22 protein-coding genes and 1 pseudogene are annotated in these 21,660 nt (G+C 45.9%); 14 read left to right on the forward strand and 9 right to left on the reverse strand.

Features of this window, described 5'->3' with window-relative positions; translation table 11 throughout:
* Positions 1 to 7: 7 nt before the first annotated feature.
* Entirely contained in the window at positions 8 to 1,480 is a 1,473-nt protein-coding gene (locus P3X63_RS08445; RefSeq protein ID WP_026586817.1) for an aminotransferase class I/II-fold pyridoxal phosphate-dependent enzyme, read from the reverse strand.
* A 230-nt stretch (positions 1,481 to 1,710) separates the two neighbouring features.
* Between P3X63_RS08445 and P3X63_RS08450 the strand changes: the two genes are divergently transcribed.
* Positions 1,711 to 1,983: a UPF0223 family protein gene (locus P3X63_RS08450; protein WP_026586818.1), complete on the forward strand. Its 273-nt coding sequence runs from the start codon at positions 1,711 to 1,713 to the stop codon at positions 1,981 to 1,983.
* A 25-nt stretch (positions 1,984 to 2,008) separates the two neighbouring features.
* Here the strand turns inward: P3X63_RS08450 and P3X63_RS08455 are convergent, their stop codons facing one another.
* On the reverse strand, positions 2,009 to 2,650 hold the full coding sequence (locus P3X63_RS08455; protein ID WP_026586819.1) for a YktB family protein: 642 nt from the start codon (positions 2,648 to 2,650) through the stop codon (positions 2,009 to 2,011).
* A 245-nt stretch (positions 2,651 to 2,895) separates the two neighbouring features.
* Here P3X63_RS08455 and P3X63_RS08460 point away from each other — a divergent pair, with 245 nt between their 5' ends.
* From P3X63_RS08460 to P3X63_RS22855, 5 genes and pseudogenes are all read left to right on the forward strand, one after another.
* The gene (locus P3X63_RS08460; RefSeq protein WP_026586820.1) at positions 2,896 to 3,084 is read left to right on the forward strand and encodes a hypothetical protein; all 189 of its coding nucleotides are present in this window, start codon (positions 2,896 to 2,898) and stop codon (positions 3,082 to 3,084) included.
* 135 nt (positions 3,085 to 3,219) lie between these two features.
* A complete protein-coding gene (locus tag P3X63_RS08465; protein ID WP_026586821.1) occupies positions 3,220 to 4,014 on the forward strand; it encodes an inositol monophosphatase family protein in 795 nt (264 codons plus the stop codon).
* Positions 4,007 to 4,471, forward strand: a complete 465-nt coding sequence (locus tag P3X63_RS08470; RefSeq protein WP_077736890.1) for a GNAT family N-acetyltransferase — start codon at positions 4,007 to 4,009, stop codon at positions 4,469 to 4,471. The genes P3X63_RS08465 and P3X63_RS08470 overlap by 8 nt, the downstream gene beginning before the upstream one ends.
* A 205-nt stretch (positions 4,472 to 4,676) precedes the next feature.
* On the forward strand, positions 4,677 to 4,892 hold the full coding sequence (locus tag P3X63_RS08475; protein WP_077736889.1) for a transposase: 216 nt from the start codon (positions 4,677 to 4,679) through the stop codon (positions 4,890 to 4,892).
* Positions 4,893 to 5,400: 508 nt separating this feature from the next.
* A pseudogene (locus P3X63_RS22855) lies at positions 5,401 to 5,573 on the forward strand (IS5/IS1182 family transposase); the annotation flags it as partial.
* A gap of 32 nt (positions 5,574 to 5,605) precedes the next feature.
* Here P3X63_RS22855 and P3X63_RS08480 read toward each other — a convergent pair.
* Positions 5,606 to 6,142, reverse strand: coding sequence for an ROK family protein (locus tag P3X63_RS08480; RefSeq protein ID WP_077736888.1), 537 nt, complete (start codon positions 6,140 to 6,142; stop codon positions 5,606 to 5,608).
* On the opposite strand from P3X63_RS08480, the gene P3X63_RS08485 reads away from it, so the two are divergent.
* Positions 6,078 to 6,632 (forward strand): MFS transporter, encoded by a 555-nt coding sequence (locus P3X63_RS08485; protein WP_277692907.1) that lies wholly within the window; start codon positions 6,078 to 6,080, stop codon positions 6,630 to 6,632. The two genes, P3X63_RS08480 and P3X63_RS08485, sit on opposite strands and share 65 nt — an antisense overlap.
* Positions 6,633 to 7,071: 439 nt before the next feature.
* Here the strand turns inward: P3X63_RS08485 and P3X63_RS08490 are convergent, their stop codons facing one another.
* Complete coding sequence (locus tag P3X63_RS08490; protein ID WP_026586825.1) at positions 7,072 to 7,257, reverse strand: YlaF family protein; 186 nt, start codon at positions 7,255 to 7,257, stop codon at positions 7,072 to 7,074.
* Between the two features lie 157 nt (positions 7,258 to 7,414).
* Here P3X63_RS08490 and typA point away from each other — a divergent pair, with 157 nt between their 5' ends.
* Together typA and P3X63_RS08500 are read left to right on the forward strand one after the other, a co-directional pair.
* Positions 7,415 to 9,253: a translational GTPase TypA gene (typA, locus tag P3X63_RS08495; RefSeq protein WP_026586826.1), complete on the forward strand. Its 1,839-nt coding sequence runs from the start codon at positions 7,415 to 7,417 to the stop codon at positions 9,251 to 9,253.
* 56 nt (positions 9,254 to 9,309) lie between these two features.
* A complete protein-coding gene (locus P3X63_RS08500) occupies positions 9,310 to 9,627 on the forward strand; it encodes a YlaH-like family protein (protein ID WP_026586827.1) in 318 nt (105 codons plus the stop codon).
* A gap of 246 nt (positions 9,628 to 9,873) precedes the next feature.
* Here P3X63_RS08500 and P3X63_RS08505 read toward each other — a convergent pair whose 3' ends face one another.
* The 4 genes from P3X63_RS08505 to P3X63_RS08520 all read right to left on the reverse strand — a co-directional run bounded on the left by P3X63_RS08505 (position 9,874) and on the right by P3X63_RS08520 (position 13,024).
* Complete coding sequence (locus P3X63_RS08505; RefSeq protein ID WP_026586828.1) at positions 9,874 to 10,371, reverse strand: MarR family transcriptional regulator; 498 nt, start codon at positions 10,369 to 10,371, stop codon at positions 9,874 to 9,876.
* Between the two features lie 71 nt (positions 10,372 to 10,442).
* On the reverse strand, positions 10,443 to 11,939 hold the full coding sequence (locus P3X63_RS08510) for a monooxygenase (protein WP_026586829.1): 1,497 nt from the start codon (positions 11,937 to 11,939) through the stop codon (positions 10,443 to 10,445).
* A 141-nt stretch (positions 11,940 to 12,080) separates the two neighbouring features.
* Positions 12,081 to 12,287 (reverse strand): YlaI family protein, encoded by a 207-nt coding sequence (locus P3X63_RS08515; protein ID WP_035428057.1) that lies wholly within the window; start codon positions 12,285 to 12,287, stop codon positions 12,081 to 12,083.
* Positions 12,288 to 12,412: 125 nt separating this feature from the next.
* Positions 12,413 to 13,024 carry a YhcN/YlaJ family sporulation lipoprotein gene (locus tag P3X63_RS08520; RefSeq protein ID WP_277692731.1) on the reverse strand — a complete coding sequence of 204 codons (612 nt, stop codon included), beginning with the start codon at positions 13,022 to 13,024 and terminating at the stop codon, positions 12,413 to 12,415.
* A 154-nt stretch (positions 13,025 to 13,178) separates the two neighbouring features.
* Here P3X63_RS08520 and P3X63_RS08525 point away from each other — a divergent pair, with 154 nt between their 5' ends.
* Positions 13,179 to 14,507, forward strand: a complete 1,329-nt coding sequence (locus tag P3X63_RS08525) for a PhoH family protein (RefSeq protein ID WP_026586832.1) — start codon at positions 13,179 to 13,181, stop codon at positions 14,505 to 14,507.
* A gap of 80 nt (positions 14,508 to 14,587) precedes the next feature.
* On the opposite strand, the gene P3X63_RS08530 is transcribed toward P3X63_RS08525, so the two are convergent.
* Positions 14,588 to 15,070 carry a hypothetical protein gene (locus P3X63_RS08530; RefSeq protein WP_026586833.1) on the reverse strand — a complete coding sequence of 161 codons (483 nt, stop codon included), beginning with the start codon at positions 15,068 to 15,070 and terminating at the stop codon, positions 14,588 to 14,590.
* A gap of 117 nt (positions 15,071 to 15,187) precedes the next feature.
* Here P3X63_RS08530 and glsA point away from each other — a divergent pair, with 117 nt between their 5' ends.
* The 4 genes from glsA (at position 15,188) to pyc (ending at position 21,590) form a co-directional block, all read left to right on the forward strand.
* Positions 15,188 to 16,117 carry a glutaminase A gene (gene glsA / locus P3X63_RS08535; RefSeq protein ID WP_277692732.1) on the forward strand — a complete coding sequence of 310 codons (930 nt, stop codon included), beginning with the start codon at positions 15,188 to 15,190 and terminating at the stop codon, positions 16,115 to 16,117.
* 118 nt (positions 16,118 to 16,235) lie between these two features.
* A complete protein-coding gene (locus P3X63_RS08540; protein ID WP_003181465.1) occupies positions 16,236 to 16,517 on the forward strand; it encodes an Fpa/YlaN family protein in 282 nt (93 codons plus the stop codon).
* Positions 16,518 to 16,853: 336 nt separating this feature from the next.
* The gene (locus P3X63_RS08545) at positions 16,854 to 18,065 is read left to right on the forward strand and encodes an FtsW/RodA/SpoVE family cell cycle protein (RefSeq protein WP_026586835.1); all 1,212 of its coding nucleotides are present in this window, start codon (positions 16,854 to 16,856) and stop codon (positions 18,063 to 18,065) included.
* 78 nt (positions 18,066 to 18,143) lie between these two features.
* Entirely contained in the window at positions 18,144 to 21,590 is a 3,447-nt protein-coding gene (gene pyc / locus P3X63_RS08550; RefSeq protein WP_277692733.1) for a pyruvate carboxylase, read from the forward strand.
* Positions 21,591 to 21,660 lie beyond the last annotated feature (70 nt).

The following is a 21,660-nucleotide window of genomic DNA, read 5'->3' on the forward strand; positions in this document are numbered from 1 at the left end:
TTCATTTTTAAAGGATGGCTTGCTGTTCTTTGATGACGCGAATCATGTGCAGTGTGTCATCTTCCGGCCCCTGAACGGGCAGGCCCGCTTCAAGGTTCTTTTCAATGTAGTTGATATTGTCTTCTGTAATAATTTCTCCCGGAATGAAAATCGGAATCCCCGGCGGATATACCATGACAAACTCGGCGATAATCCTTCCGGCCGCTTTTTTGAACGGTACGACTTCCGTGTTGGCGTAAAACGCATCACGGGGTGTCATGGCGAGCGCCGGTATATTCGGCAGCAGCACCTCCGGTGTACGTTTACTTTCTTGAGATGAAACCGCCTGATGAACGATATCGGTCAGCGCTTGAACGAGTACGTCTGCGTCTTCTTTGCGGTCTCCCGGCGTAAAAATGCAAAGGATGTTGTATAAATCGGAAAGTTCGACTTCAATATGATACGACTCGCGCAGCCACTTTTCCACATCGTGTCCCGTCAAACCAAGATTTTTGACAGAAATAATCAGCTTTGTCGGATCATAATCATAAGCTGCCTTAGTGCCGAGAATATCCCTGCCCACACAAAAGATGCCTTTGATGCCGTTGATGCGCTTCCTTGTTTCTTCGGCCAGCTTGATCGTCTGTTCAATTAATTCGTGCCCTTCCGTCGCCAAACGCTTTCTGGCGACATCGAGGGAAGCGAGAAGTAAGTAGGATGTTGATGTTGTCGTCATCATGCTTAAAATCGATTGAACCCTCTCTTTTGATACAAGTCCTTCTCTGATATTCAGCACTGAGCTTTGTGTAAGCGAACCTCCGAGTTTATGGACGCTCGTTGCCGCCATATCGGCCCCCGCCTGCATGGCTGATAGGGGGAGCTTTTCATGGAAATGGATATGAACACCGTGTGCTTCATCAACGAGCACAGGGACGTCAAATGAATGGGCGAGCTCTACGATGCTTTTTAAATCGGCAGCAATACCGAAGTAAGTCGGATTGATGACGAGAAGACCTTTGGCATCCGGATGCTCCTCGAGCGCTTTTTTCGCGGATTCGGGCGTAATGCCGTGTGAGATCCCCAGTTCATCATCGATTTCCGGATGAATGAAAATGGGAACGGCTCCTGAAAAGACGATCGCGGACATCACCGATTTATGGACGTTCCTCGGTACGATAATTTTGTCTCCAGGCCCGCAGACAGCCATGACCATCGTCATGATGGCGCCGCTTGTTCCTTGGACGGAAAAAAACGTATAATCGGCTCCGAACGCTTCGGCAGCCAGGTCTTGCGCCTCTTTGATGATTCCTTTTGGAGCATGCAGATCATCAAGCGGCTCAATATTGATCAAATCTATGCTTAGAGCGTTTTCTCCGATAAAGCTTCTGAATTCAGGGTCCATCCCGGATCCTTTTTTATGGCCGGGAATATGGAATTGAATCGGATTTCGGGCGGCGTGCTTCTTTAATCCTGTGTATAGGGGTGTTTCCTGCTGCAACAATTAATTTCCCACCTTCATTAAAATGCCTGTTAATGTCTATTGTTTATCAAAATTCGTCGGGTTATTTTTCAGTTTTTCCTTGATGGCATAAAACAAATGAATTATATTATGATCTTGAAAGAATGTAAAGTACAATTTATGATCTTTCCCGCCCGGGGATAGACGAAAAAAAGAAAACGAATACTAAACAAAAAGCCGTCTGATGGCGAACGTACAAGGAGATGAGTCAAATGGAAGGATATCAATATCCGATGAATGAAGACTGGACGACAGAGGAAGCGATAGATGTCATTTCGTTTTTTCAAACGGTTGAACTGGCATATGAGAAAGGCATTGAACGCGATGTATTATTGAGCGCATACCGGCGCTTTAAAGAAATTGTTCCGGGAAAGGCGGAAGAAAAAAAGCTGTGCAGCCAGTTTGAAGAAGCGAGTCATTATTCTCCGTATCAAGTCGTAAAAAAAGCGAAAGAACAAGCGGAGGATCAGAAAATTAAAATGTAAAAAGGGAATGCCTCCGCATCCCTTTTTAAACCGATTCTCCTGCTTTTTGCGTCAGCCTGTAAAGAAAAGCAAGCTTTTCAAAAGAAGCTTCAATTTCTGATAGAAATTCATCTTCACTCATTTGCAGCACCTGATCTTTGGAAAGCTGAATTCCACAGAGCGCTTCGGCTTTTTTGACATTGACCAGCCTGTCAAACAGCTGTTTTAGGTCTTCGTCTGTCATATCAGACGCTTTGCGCGCTTCCGGCTTCGTATGATCCGGCGACCAGACAAAGCTGTTAGGAATCCGGTTCTTGATGTCATCCAGATGTTCTTTAAAAAGCCGTCCGTAGTCCGTTTTGAGCGGAGACTCATAAATCAGTGCAAACCAGACGAAAACATGGGTCTTCCATAAGCCGATTTGGAAATGGGGCAGCTTTTTATAGCCCCGCTTATTGTTTGCAAAAGCGACCCAGCTGTCATCTGGCGGATTGACTGAACGGCGCGCATGCTTTGCAACATGAACGAACATTTCATCACCTGTCAGAGCGGACAGAGCAGGCGCAAAATGATCTCCAAGCCCCTGAAGCTTGGGGCGTACCGTCTCTTTCAGAACCTCCATCCGCGCATCTAAACCTTCTATTGTAAATGTATTAAAATCTTCTTCAGTAAAACGCAGATTGTTCATGTTTTTCCTCCTTGATCCGATCAGTAATGATATTTTATCACAGTTGCTTTTTTAAACAAAAAAATACGTTTCAACATAAGGTTTTTCGGGAATCGTTAGGTAAACACACAATTTTGCGAATGATGTTACGAATGGTTTAGCGATTCATACGATATGAATAAGAAAATTAATATAAATGCCGCGGGGAGCTATGACCAGAAGGATGTCTCCTAAAAATCAATTTTCTCTGGAAGGAGCGTAGGCAAATGAAACCAATCGTGAAGCAGGGGATGAAGGAAGAAAAGGACAATCGGGCCGCTGTCTGGAGGCTTGAGGTTGATTATGAATTGGCGACGCTTTTTGAAGCTATGGAACAAAACGATGAAACCCAAATTGAGCTGAGTAAACGCAAGCTGGAACGCTTAAGAAAAGAATGGATCAGATTACATGGTTGAAACCATAATAAAAACGAACCGTCAGTCAGGTTCGTTTTTATCTGAGCGTCCTGGGCTTTTTTTCTTGATTTTCCCCGTTTAAAATCAGTATGCTATGAATAAATCAATAGGTATACATAGAAAAGAGGTTGTGTGATGACGAACTGGAAGGAAATCGACCGCCTGGCGAAAAGCTGGGTGAAAGAAGCAGGCGAGAAAATCAAACAGTCGATGAAAGAAAAGATGACGATTGAAACAAAATCAAATCCTAATGACCTTGTGACAAACATTGATAAAGAGACAGAGCGTTTTTTTATTGACAAAATCCAATCGGTATTTCCTGATCATCGTATACTCGGCGAAGAAGGCCAGGGAGACAAGCTCACGTCATTGGACGGGATCGTCTGGATCATCGATCCGATCGACGGAACCATGAATTTTATTCACCAAAAACGTAATTTTGCGATTTCGATCGGTATTTTTGAAAACGGGAAAGGCAAAATCGGCCTGATTTATGATGTGACACATGATGAGCTGTACCATGCGTTCCAAGGCGAGGGCGCTTATATGAATGATACAAAGCTTGGCAAGATGAAAGACGTGCCGCTTGAGGAAGCGATTCTTGCGATCAATGCGACTTGGATCACAGAAAACAGACGGATTGATCCAAGCGTTTTATCTCCGCTCGTTAAACGTGTCAGAGGGACGCGCTCATACGGATCAGCGGCGCTAGAGCTCGCTTATGTGGCGGCTGGAAGAATGGATGCCTATGTGACGATGAGACTTGCCCCTTGGGATTATGCTGCCGGCTGCGTCCTGCTTGATGAAGTGGGGGGAACATATACAACGCTTGACGGAAAACCGATCAACTTTCTCGAAAACAACAGCATCATCGCCGGCAACCCGGTCTGTCACCAAACGATTTTCAAAGACTATCTGCCGCATGCATAGCAGGCCGTTTTCCCCCGCCGATGCGGCGTTTTTTGAAGAGGTGATTGAAGAAAGTCCGGAATGGGCCGAAGAAGAGCTGAACGGACAAAGCGTTGAACAATATATGCGCTCCTATCAGATGTACAGCGGACACTGGCTCATTTGGGAAGAGGGCAGCCGCCCGGCGGCTGTCAGCTTCCACCTCGACTGGGCGCCTTCCAATGGCAAACCGTGGCTTGGAACATTGCTGGTTCATCCCGATTTCCGCCAAAAAGGCCGGGCCAAAGAAGTGATTGAAGCAATTGGAGAACACTTGTATGAAAAGGGACATAAAGCGCTTTTTGCCGCTGTGCCTTATGAGAGGGACGGATGGCTGAACATGCTGGCTCGTACAGGATTTGAACAATTGAAAGCAGAACAAGATGAGAAGGGGGAACAATATCTGATTATGGTTTTACCCCTAGCTCCTGGGAAATGATACGAAAGAGGGGGCTGTCCAGAAAGTCAGCTTTTGCTGACTTTCTAATAGCCTTTTTATTTTTTGAAAAAATACAAAAAATCGTCCTTTTAGTAAAATGGAGTTGCCAGAACACATTTACGAAATAACACGCAAATGACACTTCTGCCAGACATAAAGGAAAAATAGAAGTCTAAAAGACAATTGGCCCCTACGTTCAAACCTTATGACAATCGGTCAAATTCAAGCGATTTATGACCTTGAACAACTCATTCCAGAACATCATGTGGCACGTGTGGTAGACGAAATGGTCGAAGCTGTTCCAGATGAGCAACTGTTTTCTCATCATACTGGTGGAGGCCGAAGTTCCTTTCATCCGAAAATGATGCTTAAATTTGGTTATTTCCAAAAAGTCTATTCTTGCCGAGGTATTGAGAAATAACAAAAGAAAACATCCCTGCTATATGGTTGGCTGCCCTGCAACAACCTGATTTTCGCACAATCAATGAATTCCGTGGTGTACCAATGAAGGCACTCATGAATGCGTTATTTGAAGCGATGATGTTAAAACTGATCGAACAAAAATAAGTGACAATGGAAAACTGCTTTTTAGATGGTACCAAAATCGAAGCCAATGCCAACAAGTATTCTTTCGTATGGAAAAAGTCTACTGCGACATGGGAAGCAAAGTTAAAAGAAAGGATTCAGGAAGCCTTTCAGCACATTCATGAACTCACACAATTAGAATCTGGACAGAAGAAAAAGCACAACATCTAGAGACTTAAGAAAACCTGGAGACAGTGGAGTCAAATCGAAGAAAAAGTAGATCGATTAACAGACAAAATAGATGAGGAAACAGACACAAAGATTCGCAAAGAGAAGCGCCAAGAACGCAGTCAATGGAAGAAATCTTTGAAGCTGATTCGAGAAAATTATAGAAACAAAACAGTATATTTGCCGATAGGAACAGCTATTCCAAAACAGCCCATGATGCCGCTTTATGCGAATGAAAGAAGATCATACGAAAAACGGCCAACTAAAATCTGGATATAATGTGCAAATGAGGACGGAAAATCAAGTTCATCAACGACATACGGACACACGTTGTTTTATACCGGTTTTATAATGGTGTCAGTCACAAATACGAACAGCTTCCTATGGTAAGTTCTCTTCAGTGAAATAATCCAGTATCATACATCCCGCTCCCTGTGCTACGATATTGTAAGCTGCGGTTGACTTAACAATCTGAACATGATTATTTGGAAAGTGTATGAGTCGCTTTTGTGCTGTTTCAGAGGCTACTTCATAAAAAAGAGGTTTTGGAACTAAGGTTCCTCCACATATCACAATATCTGGGCGCAAAAGGAAAATCAAATTACTAAGACCGATACCAAAAAAATAAGCTGCTTCCTTAACGACTTCCAGACAAAGAGGGTCTTCTTTCTCTATTCCATTTAAAATATGGTGAAAATCTATATCTTCTACATCATGAATTTTATCTTCAAGTAAAGAAACATGACCACGCTTCATTCGTCGGACTACTTCATCACGAATAGCTGGCAAACTGCTATACGCTTGTAGACAACCATGCAGATCGCGCTGGATAAAAGCAAATAGATTATACGGGATTTGCCACTTTTTTGGAGCTGTCGCATTATTTGTAGCTGCACAGATTTCAGATCCTATCATCATGTTTTGGGTTATGCTTTTTAATGCAATCGTTTATATGCCAACAATTGCTTTATCTAATGTCATTTCTTACGTTTCTTTAGAAAAAACAGGGCTCGATACAGTAAAAGACTTCCCGCCTGTTCGTGTTTTTGGAACAGTCGGTTTTATTCTTGCAATGTGGACGATTAGTTTTTTGAAGCTTGAATTGAGCAACATTCAGTTATATGTTGCTTCTGGTGCTTCACTTTTACTTGCGCTGTATTCATTGACACTCCAAGATTGTCCGACATCGAAAGCGAAGAAGGATAAGTCGCTTGTTAGTCTTTTAGGCATTGATGCTTTCGTCCTATTTAAACAAAAGAATATGGCTATCTTTTTCCTTTTTGCGATGCTGTTAGGAGCTGCACTCCAGATTACTAATACTTTTGGGAATCCATTTCTACATGATTTTGCATTGGATCCTCATTATAAGGATAGTCTTGTTGTTAAATATCCAGCTGTCCCATCATGATTCACGATGACGGTAATGTAGTGAAGGAGACAGGGGATGATGAAGAACAAAAGTTTAGGAAGACATACTATCGGCGGCTGATCCTCACCGGGGCTGCACTGTTTGGCGGCGGGTACTTTCTGATGCTTTTCATTTATCTTTTCCTTCTTTAAAAAAACTGGCGGCTTGGCCGCCGGTTTTTTAATCTGATTTCAAGTTCTGAGGCCGCGCTTCTCCCTCCGAATTTTTTGCTGCAGTTTAATGATAACGAGAGAAAATTCGAGAAAAAATAGGGGAAAGGAAGAGTGATACCATGATCCGATAGTGCTTGCCGGGCCGGCTGGGCAAAAAGATAAAAACGGGCTACCGTTTGTTCTAATCATTTTATCATCAGGCTAAAAAATGGTCGGTTTTTCGTCAGGAAAAAAGCTCCTTTAGCCGTAAAGGAGCTTCGCGTTTACTAAAGTACGCCTTTTTCGCGCATTCGTTTTTTGAGGGTGAATCCGGTTCCCATGATAACAATGAGAATCGCAAAGGCGAGCCCGACCCCGAGCAGGCTTTTTTCGGCGATGGCCACTCCGACCATCATGATGCTGATAACCGCGGCTAATGCGAGCAATAAGAACATCCATTTGATTTGTTTCATTCGTCTGACATCCCCTTTTTCAGTCTACTGTTAGTTTACAGAAAAACGCCGGGAAGATAAAGGGCTTTCACAGCTTGAAATGCGGAAACAAATTGAAATAACTTCATTCCTCAGTTATAATATGAAAGATTATCTAAATTTTTTAGGAGATGAAAACGTGAAACTTCGAGAAGATCTTCGCAATATCGCTATTATCGCCCACGTTGACCATGGAAAAACGACGCTTGTGGATCAGCTTCTCCATCAGGCCGGTACATTCCGTGCCAATGAAAATGTGGCGGAACGCGCCATGGATTCCAACGATTTGGAAAGAGAGCGCGGCATTACGATTTTAGCGAAAAACACAGCGATTAACTATAAAGATACACGCATTAATATTTTGGATACTCCAGGACACGCAGATTTTGGCGGTGAAGTAGAGCGGATCATGAAGATGGTTGACGGCGTTCTGCTTGTCGTTGACGCCTATGAAGGCTGCATGCCGCAGACGCGGTTTGTATTGAAAAAAGCGCTTGAGCAAAATTTGACGCCGATCGTTGTCGTCAATAAGATCGACCGCGATTTCGCCCGTCCCGAAGAAGTCGTCGATGAAGTGCTCGATCTTTTCATTGAGCTTGATGCAAATGAAGAACAGCTGGAATTCCCGGTGGTCTATGCTTCAGCGATCAATGGCACGGCATCAGCGGATCCAAAGCAGCAGGATGAAAATATGGAGGCTTTATTTGAAGCGATCGTCAACCATATCCCAAGTCCTGTCGACAACCGTGAAGAGCCGCTTCAGTTCCAGGTGGCACTGCTTGATTACAACGACTATGTCGGACGTATCGGGATCGGCCGCGTATTCAGGGGAACGATGCAGGTCGGACAGCAAGTAGCTTTAATGAAGCTAGACGGCTCCGCCAAACCGTTCCGCGTCACAAAAATCTTCGGCTTCCAAGGATTGAAAAGAGTCGAGATTGAAGAAGCAAAAGCAGGGGATCTCGTCGCGGTGTCCGGAATGGAAGACATCAATGTCGGCGAAACGGTCTGTCCGATCGATCATCAGGAAGCGCTCCCTGTGCTTCGTATTGATGAGCCGACGCTTCAGATGACATTTGCCGTGAATAACAGCCCGTTTGCAGGACGCGAAGGCAAATATGTGACGGCAAGAAAGATCGAAGAACGTCTTGAACAGCAGCTGCAGACCGATGTGAGTCTGCGGGTCGACCCGACGCCGTCTCCGGATGCTTGGATCGTTTCAGGGCGCGGTGAGCTTCATTTGTCGATTTTAATTGAAAACATGCGCCGCGAGGGCTTTGAATTACAAGTGTCAAAACCTGAAGTCATCATCAAAGAAATCGACGGTGTCCGCTGTGAACCTGTCGAGCGTGTTCAAATCGATGTGCCTGAGGAGCATACTGGATCTGTCATGGAATCGATGGGTGCGCGCAAAGGCGAGATGATCGACATGATCAACAGCGGAAACGGGCAAGTCCGCTTGATTTTCAATGTACCTTCTCGCGGTTTAATCGGCTACTCAACAGAGTTTCTTTCCCTTACACGCGGATTCGGTATTTTGAATCACACGTTTGACAGCTATCAGCCGGTTGAGCCTGGGCAAGTCGGCGGCCGCCGTCAAGGGGTCCTCGTCTCAATGGATACAGGAAAAGCTTCAGCTTACGGTATTCAAGGCGTTGAGGAACGAGGCGTCATTTTTGTTGAGCCGGGGACAGAAGTGTATGAAGGCATGATCGTCGGCGAACACAACCGCGAAAACGATCTTGTCGTCAACATCAACAAAATGAAGCAGCAAACAAACGTCCGTTCAGCGACAAAAGATCAAACGGTCAGCATGAAAAAACCGCGCATCATGTCGCTTGAAGAGTCGCTTGAATACTTGAACGAAGATGAATATTGCGAAGTAACGCCTGAATCGATCAGGCTGAGAAAGAAAATTCTTGATAAAAACGAACGCGAAAAAGCAGCGAAAAAGAAGAAGTTGGCAGGATTGTCGTAAAGTTTGCAGAACTTAAAAAAGAGCAACCCAACTAGATAAAGGGGAGGGGGATCTTTTTGCCTGATGTAAGTGAACGGCTTTCATTTTTTGCCGCTCTTTATAAAGTGGATCAGCATCCCGAAGCGGGAATGTGGTGGCTTTATGCCACCATCTTGCTTCTGTCTGCCATCGTTTTTAAACTGGGGTTTGCCAAACGGCTGCCGATGTTAAAAAGTGCGATTATTTATTTCTTTCTCGCTTTGGGATGTACATTTCTGACGTTTTTCGGGGTGTTTCTGCCGGTCGGGGAAGGGTTGATCGTCGCGGTCCTTATTTTGACGATCTACAAGATCCGGCTGCACCGCTCTAAAAAAGGACAGGAGACCGGAACATAATCGGTTCGGTACGTAAAAAGACACAGCTTTAGCTGTGTCTTTCAGCGTGTCGACAAACCTTCGCATTCGTTGTCAGGCCTGCGCTTCGGTGCTCACGAATTGCAACATTCGCTGTGCTCCGATGCTCGGTCTTCCTAGACTGCAAGGGTTTTCAATCACGCTGAAAGGATGACAAAATCGTAAAACTTTAAACCGTTTTACGATTTTGTCAATAATCTGAAAGACACAGCCTTAGCTGTGTCTTTTTTACGGTTCCGCCAAAAAGTCATTCATGAGCAAGTCGTTGAACAGCCGTCTGGCAAAAAGGATTTCCTCCGCTGAGTAGCGGTCTAAAAATGCTTTAAAACGTCTTTCAATTTTTTCGTGTTCCCGCTGATGAATGGCATAGACGGTTTTTCCTTTCCCTGTTAAGCGAAAATAGATCTCTTTCTTATTGTCGCTAAGCTGGGTTTTGCCGGTGAGGTTTTTTTTGATCAGCTTCGCTGTGATTCTTGACACGGTCGCTTTTGACAGGTTCATCTTCCCTGCGATTGATGTGACATTAATCGGTTCGTGATCCCCAATGCAGGCGATGGTATGAATGTCAGACATGGTCAAATTCAGCTCTGAGCCCAATTCCTGCTCCATGATCTCGATTTCGGCCGATATTCGCTCCTTCATCGCGCTTTCCTGCTGTTCTTGCTGATGGATGAGTGCAATGTACATGTCAAAAATCTCATGTTTGGCGTATGTCAAATGTTCCATGCAGAAAACAGTCTCCTTTTGGTCGATTTCCTGCTTTATTATATCATTTTGTTTCAGTTGAAACAAAATGATTATAAGGAGGGCATTTGAACATTTCCGCACCAGCGGCGAATGCCTTGTGATATGAGCGCTTCCGGGTCTTGGTGCGATTTGCTGACGGCCCAGGCAACATGGCCGTCCGGACGGATCAATGCTGCTTTGACATCGTCCCATTCCGGCCGCTCCGGCACAGCTTTTGCTTTTACCGTTTTCAGATGCGGATGGCAATGGGGGGATGTTTGCTCTTCCTCAAATGCGATGTATAAAAAGCTTGCGGAATGAAGAAACGAATAGAGCTGCTTAGCTGAGCCGTCTTTCAGCGTAATCTCCAGGTCGGGCAGCCGCTTTCCATTCAGTTGGTGCTTCGGCATCGTTTCATCTGCCGGATAGTTGATGCTCAGGGCGGCGATTTGCTCTGCGAGATAGCGATTGACCTCAGGGAATGTGAGAAGGTCTGAAAGCAGCTCGCGCAAATACAGTCCCTCCCGGGTAAAATCAAACAGCTTTGTCTGGATTTGCGTATTGCGGAGAAGTTCTTTGCCGACGGGATGCCTTTCCGTGTGATAGCTGTCCAGGAGCCATTCGGAAGCCCTGCCTTTGACGGCTGAAGCAAGCTTCCAGCCGAGGTTCATCGCATCCTGAAGACCGACATTTAACCCTTGTCCGCCGGCAGGAAAATGAATGTGCGCTGCATCCCCCGCCAGGAAGATTCTTTTCGATCTGTAGCGTTCCGCCAATCGGCTCGCATTGCCGAACCGGGACATCCAAACCGGATCGTATGTGCCGAAATCGGTGCCGCAAACCTGTATCAGGCCTTTTTGTATTTCTTCCAATGTCACCGGTTCATGCAATAGGCGCTGAGGTTTGTGCGGCGACACGATGAGCACGCGGTAAACACCGGGTGACAAAGGAACGATGACGACGGCGCCTTCTTCATTCATACACGTATAAAAACTGGAGTTAGGCGGAGAGTGAAGGGCTACATCCCCAAGCACGGCGGTCAGGCTTGCATCGCTTCCGTGAAACGCGATTCCCGTCTGTTTGCGGACGGTGCTTCCCGCTCCGTCGGCACCGACAATGTAGGCTGCCGTTAAAAAGGACATGCCGTCAGGGCCTTGGACGACGAGCTCTGCATGGTCATCGTTTTGCCGGACGGCCAGGACATCATGACCGCGAAGAATAGAGACGCCTAAGCTGTACGCATGCTTTTCAAGCAATTCCTCGGTATCGGTCTGAGGAAGAAACAGCGTATAGCTGGTGCCGGTGTCAAGTGCAGAAAAGTCCAATGCCGTGTCAAGACCTGCGAAATGTCCGTACGGCAGCGGTTTCCCCCGCTCTTTAAACAGATCAAACAGGCCGCGCATCTCCAAAATTTCGATTGACCGCGGATGAAGCGTCAGCGCTTTTGAATGGGGAGAAGGCTGCCTCAGGCGTTCAACGATGCACGTACGCACGCCGGCCAGCGCCAATTCGCAAGCCGTCATCAGACCGACCGGGCCGCCTCCAACGATCATAACATCAAAATCCATTACAAATCACTCCTTTTTTGTTGCATATGAAACAATTTAAAAATACTATAAATGATAACTTTTATCAATAAAATTTCAATATTTTGTTTCGTTTGTAACAAAAAACATAAAAAAGACATGGAACGTTTGTCCATGTCTTTTTTATGTTTTGACCTGCTCTTTATCTTTTCTGTGTGGATATAGTTTGAAACGGCCCGTTTTGATCCGATTCTCGGTTTTGACTTTGATGCGTTCGTAACAGTCGTTGCACAAATACGTATGTATGGGCCGGTTTCGAAGCCGTTTGGCAATGAGTGTGTCATCATCGATTTTGTCGATTTTGTCGCACAATGAACATTTTACCCTCACATCGTTCACCTCGCTTAAAGATCATTATATCACGAATGAAAGGTACAATTACATTTTCTTAAGGCGAAACAAAGGAAAAAGCTCATGCCGTCAAGAAAGGTAAAGGCACAAGCTTTTTATGGCTTTTACTGTCTGTTTTTCATATGTTTGTTTGATTGATCATTCTGCTCTTTTTCAAGCTGTTTTTGCCGGTTGCCGTTCAGCTGGTCATTGTTTGACTTTGTCGGATTTGTTTTTTGATCATCTGTTGCATCATTCGGTGCTTCCGGCATAACGCGTCCGACAATTGCCGCCAGCTCATCAAGGATGCCTTTCACAGGTCTGCCCGCCTGAATTTCTTTTCCTATTGTCCTGAGGCGGTTCACGGTGTCGGGGTCTGCGACAACGGCCGCGTTTGCGCCGTAAGGATCATTTTGCAAAGCTTCGGCGACAGAGTATTTGATCGATTCGACCTTGCTGCGCTCCAAATTATCTTCGACATCAATGCCGACGACGGCGAGCCTCCCGAGGACGATGGCTGTCGCGTCATTGACACCTGGAACACGCTCGGTGATTTTGACGAGACGCTTTGAAATCGCTTGTCCGTCTTCCCTGTTCACAGGCTCCTGGGCGGTGTTTTTCACATGAATCGGTTTGTTGCCCGGCAGTTCATTTGCCTCGTTTTGAGCATTATTTTGAATGCCGCAGGCTGAAAGCAGCATAACGGTTTGAATGAAGATCAAAAAGAAAATTCGCACTTGAGGTTGCCTCCTTAGAAATGCTTTCATTATTTTTATTGTTGAATTAACCTTCTATCTTTATTCACAAAAACATATATTTTAGCGGGCGCTCCATCAGCTTTTAACCCGCATAAGAATAAAAGGCTAAAAATCCTGATCAGGAGGCGAAAGATTGAGTAAAATTTATGTGCTAGATACGAATGTGTTATTGCAGGATCCGAATTCAATCTTTTCTTTCGAGGATAATGAGGTTGTCATCCCCGCTGTCGCATTGGAGGAAGTCGATTCAAAGAAACGCTATATGGATGAAATTGGGAGGAATGCAAGGCGCGTATCTAAACTGATAGATGATTTACGTTTAAAAGGAAGGCTGTATGAAAACGTGCCTCTTCCAAACGGAGGAAGCCTCAGAATCGAGCTCAACCACCGCTCATTTCAGCAGCTTCAGGAAATTTTCATTGAAAAAACAAACGACAACCGTATTTTGGCCGTGGCGAAAAACCTGAGCCTTGAAGAAGAAACGAAAGAAGGCGGGCGCCCGGTCATCCTTGTCTCAAAAGACATGCTGATCCGCGTCAAAGCCGATGCGATCGGTTTATTGTCCGAAGACTTTCTGCATGACAGGGTGGTTGATCATGATGATATATACAGCGGATTTACCGAATTGTTTATCAATGCCGACCAGATGAATGCATTTTATGAAAACAACTGCTTGCCCCTTGAAGAGATCAGCCGTGAGCCGCTTTGCCCCAATCAGTTCGTCGTCATGAAGGATGCGCTCGGCGGTTCTTCCTCTGCGCTCGGCATCGTTGATCAAAACGGAAAAGCCGTTAAAAAGCTGATTTTTGATCAGGAACAGGTCTGGGGCATCCGATCGAGGAATGTGCAGCAGACGATGGCGCTTGAGCTTCTTTTAAGACAAGACATATCGCTTGTGACGCTCATCGGGAAAGCCGGAACGGGAAAAACGCTGTTGGCCCTGGCAGCAGGTCTTTTGCAGACGGAGGACTTGGGCCATTTTAAAAAGCTGGTCGTCACAAGGCCGATTGTACCTGTCGGAAAGGATATCGGCTATCTCCCGGGGGAAAAAGAAGAAAAGCTTCGGCCTTGGGTGCAGCCGATTTTTGACAACCTGGAATATTTGTTCAACGCCAAAAAGCCGGGAGAGCTTGACGATATTTTAGCGGGGATGGGCTCCATTCAAGTTGAGGCGCTCACATATATTCGGGGGAGAAGCATTCCTGATCAGTTCATCATCATCGATGAGGCCCAAAACCTGACCAAGCATGAGGTAAAGACGCTTTTAACCAGAGTCGGGGAGGGGAGCAAAATCGTCTTAATGGGCGATACCGAACAAATTGATCATCCGTACCTGGATGCGATGAATAACGGCTTGGCTTATGTTGTAGAGCGCTTTAAAGAGCAAAAAATTTCCGGGAATGTGAAGCTGTTAAAAGGGGAGCGTTCCGGACTGGCAAGGCTTGCGGCTGATTTGCTGTAACGAAAAAAACCTGGAATAGCGTCCAGGTTTTTGTGGCTTGTCCCCTGCGTTCACCGGTAATTGGCGGGGGTTTTTTTCGATTAGTTGATGCGGATTTTTTTGACATGTTTAATCGGATTCGCACGGTTTGATCCGTCCGCAAAATAAACGTGTACAGGCCCGTCTTCCGTCAGAGGTTTTCCTTTTTTACTGAAACAGAGAAGCGCTTCGTAAGCTTCGCTAATCGGGATGGAAACCTCATCGTTTTCTGTGACAAAGACGCACTCACTGGCGGAGTCGGACGCTTCCGCGTTTTTTAAAAACGGTTCAAGCTTGATCGCGAATGTCCCGTCAAGCAGCTTTTCCTTTTCATATTTTTTCTCTGATTTTAATGTCGGAGGTGAGACCGCTCCCTCCCTGATCAGGCGTTCCCGGTCAATCTCCAGGTCGCTGGTTTCCTCAGGAACCGCTCCGAGATGTGAAAAAAATTGATCCAGCTCAAATTTTCGGTCATCAAAAATCCAAACGCTTGGATCGAGTGTAATCGGGTATTTGACTTTCCCTGTAATCGTCACGATATTCATTTCTCTACCACTCCCTCACAGAAATTATAAGCGCTTTCTTTGGAATTGTCACTTCTCATAACAGCGCCTATTGCAGGGAAAGCTAAAGAAAAGACGCCTGGGATGGAGGGAAAGAACGTGAATTGCCGGCATAATGAGGAGCTCGAATATTTTGTCGCGGAAGCAAAAAAAGTAACTGAAAAAGGGAAAGTGGCATCTTACATCCCGGCTTTGGCTGAAATATCTGAAGATGATTTGTCAGCAGCTGTCTATTTTACTGACGGGACGTGTGTATCGGCGGGAGATGTAGAAAAAAAATTCACGCTCCAAAGTATATCAAAAGTGCTGTCCCTCGCTCTTGTGCTGATGGACCACGGCCCGGAAAAAGTGTTTCACTACGTGGGGCAGGAGCCGACAGGTGACCCGTTTAATTCCATCATCAAACTTGAAACCGTCAACCCGGGAAAGCCGCTGAATCCGATGATAAACGCCGGTGCATTAGTGGTGACAAGCATGATTAAAGGAGCGACAGCATCCGAAAAAATCGGGCATCTCCTCGGCTTTGTCAAAACGCTTGCCAACAACAGGGGCATTACCATTTGCGAGAAGGTCGCAGAATCGGAGTTTCGAACGTCGATGGTCAATCGGGCGATGTGCTACTATATGAAAGAGCACGGCATTTTTCAGGCGGAAGTCGAAGATGTCATGGATGTTTATACAAAGCAATGCGCCATTGAAATGAACAGCCTTGACCTGGCGAAAATCGGCTGTGTCTTTGCCTTGAACGGCAAGCATCCCGAAACGGGGAAGCAGATCATTCCGAAAGATATCGCGAGAATCTGCAAAACATTCATGGTGACTTGCGGTATGTACAATGCCAGCGGAGAATTTGCGATAAAAATCGGAATACCGGCGAAAAGCGGTGTGTCAGGAGGAATCATGGGACTGTCCCCATACCGCTTTGGCATCGGCATATTCGGTCCGGCTTTGGATGAAAAAGGAAACAGCATTGCCGGAATCCGGCTGCTCGAACTTCTGTCCGCGAATTACAGCTTAAGCATTTTTTGAGAGGCTTTCGCCTCAGAAACAATACAGTGAAACGACAGAAATAGCTTGCTTTTTTTCCGCTTAGGCTTTATTATAAATAGAAGAATTAGGTACTCGCCTGGGGAACGGAGGGATACTTTTGGCGTCTGAGATTGTAGTCGACCATCGTGAAAAAGCACTTGCCCTGTTAAAACGTGATGCGGATAAAATTTTAAAGCTGATTCAAGTGCAAATGGACAACTTAACGATGCCTCAATGTCCTCTTTATGAAGAGGTTTTAGATACACAAATGTTCGGACTCTCTCGTGAAATTGACTTTGCTGTCCGCCTTGGATTAGTAGACGAAGAAGAGGGAAAAGAACTGCTTTACAGGCTGGAGCGAGAATTGTCTGCATTGCATGATGCATTTACAAAAAAATAAATGAATACTCAGGATCTACTGTAGCCTGAGTCAGCTTGTCGATGATGTGTCTGTGAAAGCAGACTGCCGGCAGGCTTTTTTTATTATATTCGGCACTATCAATGCATTCATTTTACGTTTTTTGGAGGAATGAGCATTGTTCATGACGAATAAACGAAGACACATACTTAGCCGATAAAAAAACTAAAGCTTTAATTCGAAAAAGACGGACTTTTCTTTTCCGGGAAGCTCGAAGTTTTAATAAAAGGGTATCCTTCGTTCTTTTTAAGAAAGTGTAGTAAAATAACGAAGGAGCCATCACAACTATTTTGAAAGGCAAGTAAGGAAGAGGATAATATGTTAAAAAGAATGCTCAAATCCTATGATTATTCACTAATCTTTGCTGTATTCCTTCTCTGCGGTTTCGGCCTCGTCATGGTATACAGCTCAAGCATGATCACAGCGGTAACAAGATATGGAAAGGACAGCGATTTCTTTTTTGACAGGCAGCTCATGTTCCTGGCGTTCGCAACGGTCATCTTTTTGTTCGCGGCCATATTTCCGTATAAGGCGTTCGCCAATCAAAAATTCCAAAAGATGTTACTGCTTGTTTCCGTCATCGCCTTGTTCGGGCTGTTTGTTGTCGGTCATGTGGCCGGGAATGCCCAGAGCTGGTTCAGGATTTCCGATTACGGGATCCAGCCGGGGGAGTTTGTCAAGCTGACCGTCATCTTGTATCTTTCTTCCGTCTATGCCAAAAAACAAAGCTATATTGACAACTTGGGAGCGGGAATCGCCCCCCCTGCGATCATCACGCTCGTCATTTGCGCTTTGGTTGCCGTTCAGCCCGATTTCGGGACGGCTTCCATCATCGCACTGATCGCTTTGTGCATCATTCTGTGTTCGGGATTCAGCGGAAAAACATTGCTTAAGCTCGTCCTATTGACAGGTATTGTTCTTGTGCTGGTCAGTCCGCTGATTCTTTTAAATCTGGATGACATTTTAACGGAAGGGCGGATGAACCGGTTTGAAAGCTACCAAAACCCGTTCTTAGATTCAAAAGGCTCAGGGTTTCAGGTCGTAAATTCCTACCTTGCGATCGGTTCCGGAGGGCTGTTTGGCCTCGGTCTCGGCGAGAGTGTGCAAAAGTATGGATATTTGCCTGAATCACACACCGACTTTATTATGGCGATCATCGCCGAGGAGCTCGGGATTTTTGGTGTCTTGTTTGTCGTGCTGCTGCTCGGCTTCATCGTCCTGAAAGGCTTTTATATTGCCAGGAAATGCGATGATCCGTTCGGCAGCCTGCTGGCGATCGGAATATCGAGCATGATCGCCATTCAGTCATTTATCAACTTGGGCGGCATCTCCGGCCTGATTCCTTTGACAGGTGTAACGCTTCCATTCATCAGCTATGGAGGTTCATCTCTTGTTGTCCTCATGGCAAGCGCGGGGATATTGGTCAATATCAGCATGTTCAACGACTATTTTGACCGGTACAAACGAAAACAGCCTGTTAATACTACAAAAACGAAAGAAAATCAATATAAAAAAAGTATAAATTTTTAAAAAACTAAGCGTGTACAGTGATGCTGGATTCATTTAGAATAGATACATACTTAAAACAAGCGGATAAGGGGGAACGACATGTCACAGCAGTCTATACAAAAAGTACTTGTCGCGAACAGAGGGGAAATCGCCATCCGCGTTTTTCGCGCATGTACAGAACTGAATATCCGCACGGTTGCGGTCTATTCTAAAGAAGACAGCGGGTCGTATCACAGATATAAAGCGGATGAAGCATATTTGATCGGCGAAGGGAAAAAACCGATCGATGCGTATCTCGATATTGAAGGGATTATTGAGATTGCCAAGCGCAACCATGTTGACGCCATCCATCCCGGATACGGCTTTCTATCTGAAAACATACAGTTTGCCAGGCGCTGTGAAGAAGAAGGGATCATTTTTATCGGACCGACTTCAAAGCACTTGGATATGTTCGGAGACAAAGTCAAAGCCCGCGAGCAGGCTGAAAAAGCCGGAATCCCTGTCATACCGGGAAGCGACGGACCTGTAGCGGGAATAGAGGATGTCAAACGCTTTGCCGAAGAATACGGCTATCCGTTCATTATTAAAGCGTCCCTTGGCGGCGGAGGCCGCGGCATGCGGATTGTCAGAGAAGAGTCTGAGCTTCAGGAATCCTATAACCGTGCGAAATCAGAGGCGAAAGCCGCTTTTGGAAATGATGAAGTCTATGTTGAAAAGCTGATCGAAAAGCCGAAGCATATCGAAGTTCAGGTGATCGGAGACAAAGAAGGCCATGTGGTGCACTTATATGATCGGGACTGCTCTGTGCAAAGGCGTCATCAAAAGGTCATTGAAATAGCGCCGAGCGTTTCACTTTCCGATTCACTCAGGGAAGAAATTTGCGAAGCCGCCGTCAAGCTTGCGAAAAACGTCAATTATATCAATGCCGGAACGGTCGAATTTTTAGTTGCAAACGATGAATTTTTCTTTATTGAAGTCAATCCGCGCGTTCAGGTTGAACATACCATCACGGAAATGGTGACAGGTGTTGATATCGTGCAGACACAGATTCTGATAGCCGCGGGATTCAGTCTGAAAAGCAGTGAGATCAGCATTCCGAACCAGGATGCCATCACGCTCCACGGATATGCGATCCAGTCGAGGGTCACGACAGAAGATCCGTCAAACAACTTCATGCCTGATACCGGAAAAATTATGGCTTACCGCTCCGGAGGGGGATTCGGGGTTCGCCTTGATACGGGGAACAGTTTTCAGGGGGCCGTGATTACGCCTTACTACGATTCACTGCTCGTGAAGCTGTCAACATGGGCGCTGACGTTCGAACAGGCCGCGGCTAAAATGGTGCGAAATCTTCAGGAATTCCGGATTAGAGGCATTAAGACCAACATTCCGTTTCTCGAAAATGTCGCCAAACATGAAAAATTCTTGACCGGACAATACGATACATCCTTTATCGATACAACGCCAGAGCTTTTTGTGTTTCCGAAACAAAAAGACCGCGGCACCAAAATGCTGACGTACATCGGCAATGTCACGGTAAACGGCTTTCCTGGAATCGATAAAGGGAAGAAGCCTGAATTTGACAAGCCGCAGATCATCAAAACGGATGTCGATCAGCCGATTGCCTCCGGAACAAAACAGATCCTTGACGAGCGGGGAGCTGAAGGTCTTGTCAAATGGGTTCAGGAGCAAAAAGAAGTGCTTCTTACCGATACGACATTCCGCGATGCCCACCAGTCATTGCTCGCCACAAGGGTGAGGACGAATGATCTGAAGAAAATCGCCAATCCGACAGCAGCGGTCTGGCCTGAACTGTTCAGCCTCGAAATGTGGGGCGGGGCTACGTTTGACGTGGCATACCGTTTCTTAAAAGAAGACCCTTGGAAAAGGCTTGAGGAGCTGCGGAAAGAGATTCCGAACACGATGTTTCAAATGCTCCTGAGGTCATCAAACGCTGTCGGCTATAAAAACTACCCGGACAATCTGATTAAAAAGTTCGTCAGCGAATCGGCGGCAGCCGGAATCGATGTATTCCGTATTTTTGACAGTCTGAACTGGGTGAAAGGCATGACGCTTGCGATAGACGCGGTGCGCGATTCAGGTAAGCTCGCTGAAGCGGCAATCTGTTACACGGGTGACATCCTTGATCCGAACAGAACAAAGTATAACCTTGACTATTACACTTCGCTGGCCAAAGAGCTTGAAGCGGCCGGAGCCCATATTCTCGGCATTAAAGACATGGCCGGACTATTGAGGCCTCAGGCGGCTTATGAACTGGTGTCCGCATTGAAAGAGACAATCGACATCCCGATCCATCTGCACACGCATGACACGAGCGGAAACGGAATCTATATGTATGCAAAGGCGATTGAAGCTGGCGTCGATATCGTCGATGTAGCGGTCAGCTCGATGGCCGGATTAACGTCACAGCCAAGTGCAAGCTCGCTTTATCACGCGCTTGAAGGCGATGAGCGCCGTCCGCGTTTAAATGTCGATGCAGTCGAGTCTTTGTCCCAATATTGGGAGTCTGTAAGAAAGTATTACAATGAGTTTGAGAGCGGAATGAACGCACCTCATACCGAAATTTATAAACATGAAATGCCTGGCGGACAGTACAGCAACCTTCAGCAGCAGGCTAAAGGAGTCGGCCTTGGCGACCGCTGGAATGAAGTAAAAGATATGTACAGCCGGGTCAATCATCTGTTTGGAGATATCGTAAAAGTTACGCCGTCTTCCAAAGTGGTTGGCGATATGGCGCTATATATGGTACAAAATAAACTGACTGAAAAAGATATTTTTGAACGGGGAGAATCCCTGGATTTTCCGGATTCAGTCGTCGAGCTTTTCAAAGGCTATCTCGGCCAGCCGCACGGCGGCTTCCCGGAGAAGCTGCAAAAGCTGATTTTAAAAGGGCAGGAGCCGATTACCGTCCGCCCCGGAGAGCTGCTTGAACCGGTTTCTTTCGCTGATTTGAAAGCCGAGTTCTTGGAAAACCACGGTGTGGAGCTGACTGATCAGGATGTCGTCGCATATGCGCTTTATCCGAAAGTCTTTACGGAGTACGTTAAAACGTCGGAGCTGTACGGGGACATCTCTGTGCTCGATACACCGACCTTTTTCTACGGCATGACGCTCGGAGAAGAAATCGAAGTCGAAATTGAACGAGGAAAAACGCTGATCGTGAAGCTTGTCTCAATCGGAGAACCTCGTCCCGATGCGACAAGGGTCGTCTATTTTGAACTGAACGGACAGCCTCGTGAAGTGGTCATCAAAGATGAAAGCATTAAATCGTCCGTTCACCAAAAGGTGAAAGCCGACCGTTCAAACCCGAACCATATCGCGGCTTCCATGCCGGGTACGGTCATTAAGCTTCTTGTCGGAAAAGGCGATAAAGTCAATAAAGGCGATCATTTGATGATCAATGAAGCGATGAAAATGGAGACGACGGTCCAGGCTCCGTTTACAGGGACGGTTGAAAGCATCCATGTCGCAAACGGAGAAGCGATTCAAACCGGTGATCTTCTCATTGAAATGAAAAAAATATGATATTTCAGGCCGCTGACATTTTGTCGGCGGCTTTTTTCATCAAAAAACCCCTGCATGAAAGCAGGGGCCA

Source organism: Bacillus sp. HSf4 (genome assembly GCF_029537375.1).
Classification (GTDB): domain Bacteria; phylum Bacillota; class Bacilli; order Bacillales; family Bacillaceae; genus Bacillus; species Bacillus sonorensis_A.

Bases quoted from the DNA above. Each gene is read 5' to 3' on its own strand.
- P3X63_RS08450 (WP_026586818.1), top strand. From the start codon at position 1,711: ATGGAAGGATATCAATATCCGATGAATGAAGACTGGACGACAGAGGAA.
- P3X63_RS08455 (WP_026586819.1), bottom strand. From the start codon at position 2,650: ATGAACAATCTGCGTTTTACTGAAGAAGATTTTAATACATTTACAATA.
- P3X63_RS08460 (WP_026586820.1), top strand. From the start codon at position 2,896: ATGAAACCAATCGTGAAGCAGGGGATGAAGGAAGAAAAGGACAATCGG.
- P3X63_RS08465 (WP_026586821.1), top strand. From the start codon at position 3,220: ATGACGAACTGGAAGGAAATCGACCGCCTGGCGAAAAGCTGGGTGAAA.
- P3X63_RS08470 (WP_077736890.1), top strand. From the start codon at position 4,007: ATGCATAGCAGGCCGTTTTCCCCCGCCGATGCGGCGTTTTTTGAAGAG.
- P3X63_RS08475 (WP_077736889.1), top strand. From the start codon at position 4,677: ATGACAATCGGTCAAATTCAAGCGATTTATGACCTTGAACAACTCATT.
- P3X63_RS08480 (WP_077736888.1), bottom strand. From the start codon at position 6,142: ATGATGATAGGATCTGAAATCTGTGCAGCTACAAATAATGCGACAGCT.
- P3X63_RS08490 (WP_026586825.1), bottom strand. From the start codon at position 7,257: ATGAAACAAATCAAATGGATGTTCTTATTGCTCGCATTAGCCGCGGTT.
- P3X63_RS08505 (WP_026586828.1), bottom strand. From the start codon at position 10,371: ATGGAACATTTGACATACGCCAAACATGAGATTTTTGACATGTACATT.
- P3X63_RS08510 (WP_026586829.1), bottom strand. From the start codon at position 11,939: ATGGATTTTGATGTTATGATCGTTGGAGGCGGCCCGGTCGGTCTGATG.
- P3X63_RS08530 (WP_026586833.1), bottom strand. From the start codon at position 15,070: ATGAATATCGTGACGATTACAGGGAAAGTCAAATACCCGATTACACTC.
- P3X63_RS08545 (WP_026586835.1), top strand. From the start codon at position 16,854: ATGTTAAAAAGAATGCTCAAATCCTATGATTATTCACTAATCTTTGCT.
- pyc (WP_277692733.1), top strand. From the start codon at position 18,144: ATGTCACAGCAGTCTATACAAAAAGTACTTGTCGCGAACAGAGGGGAA.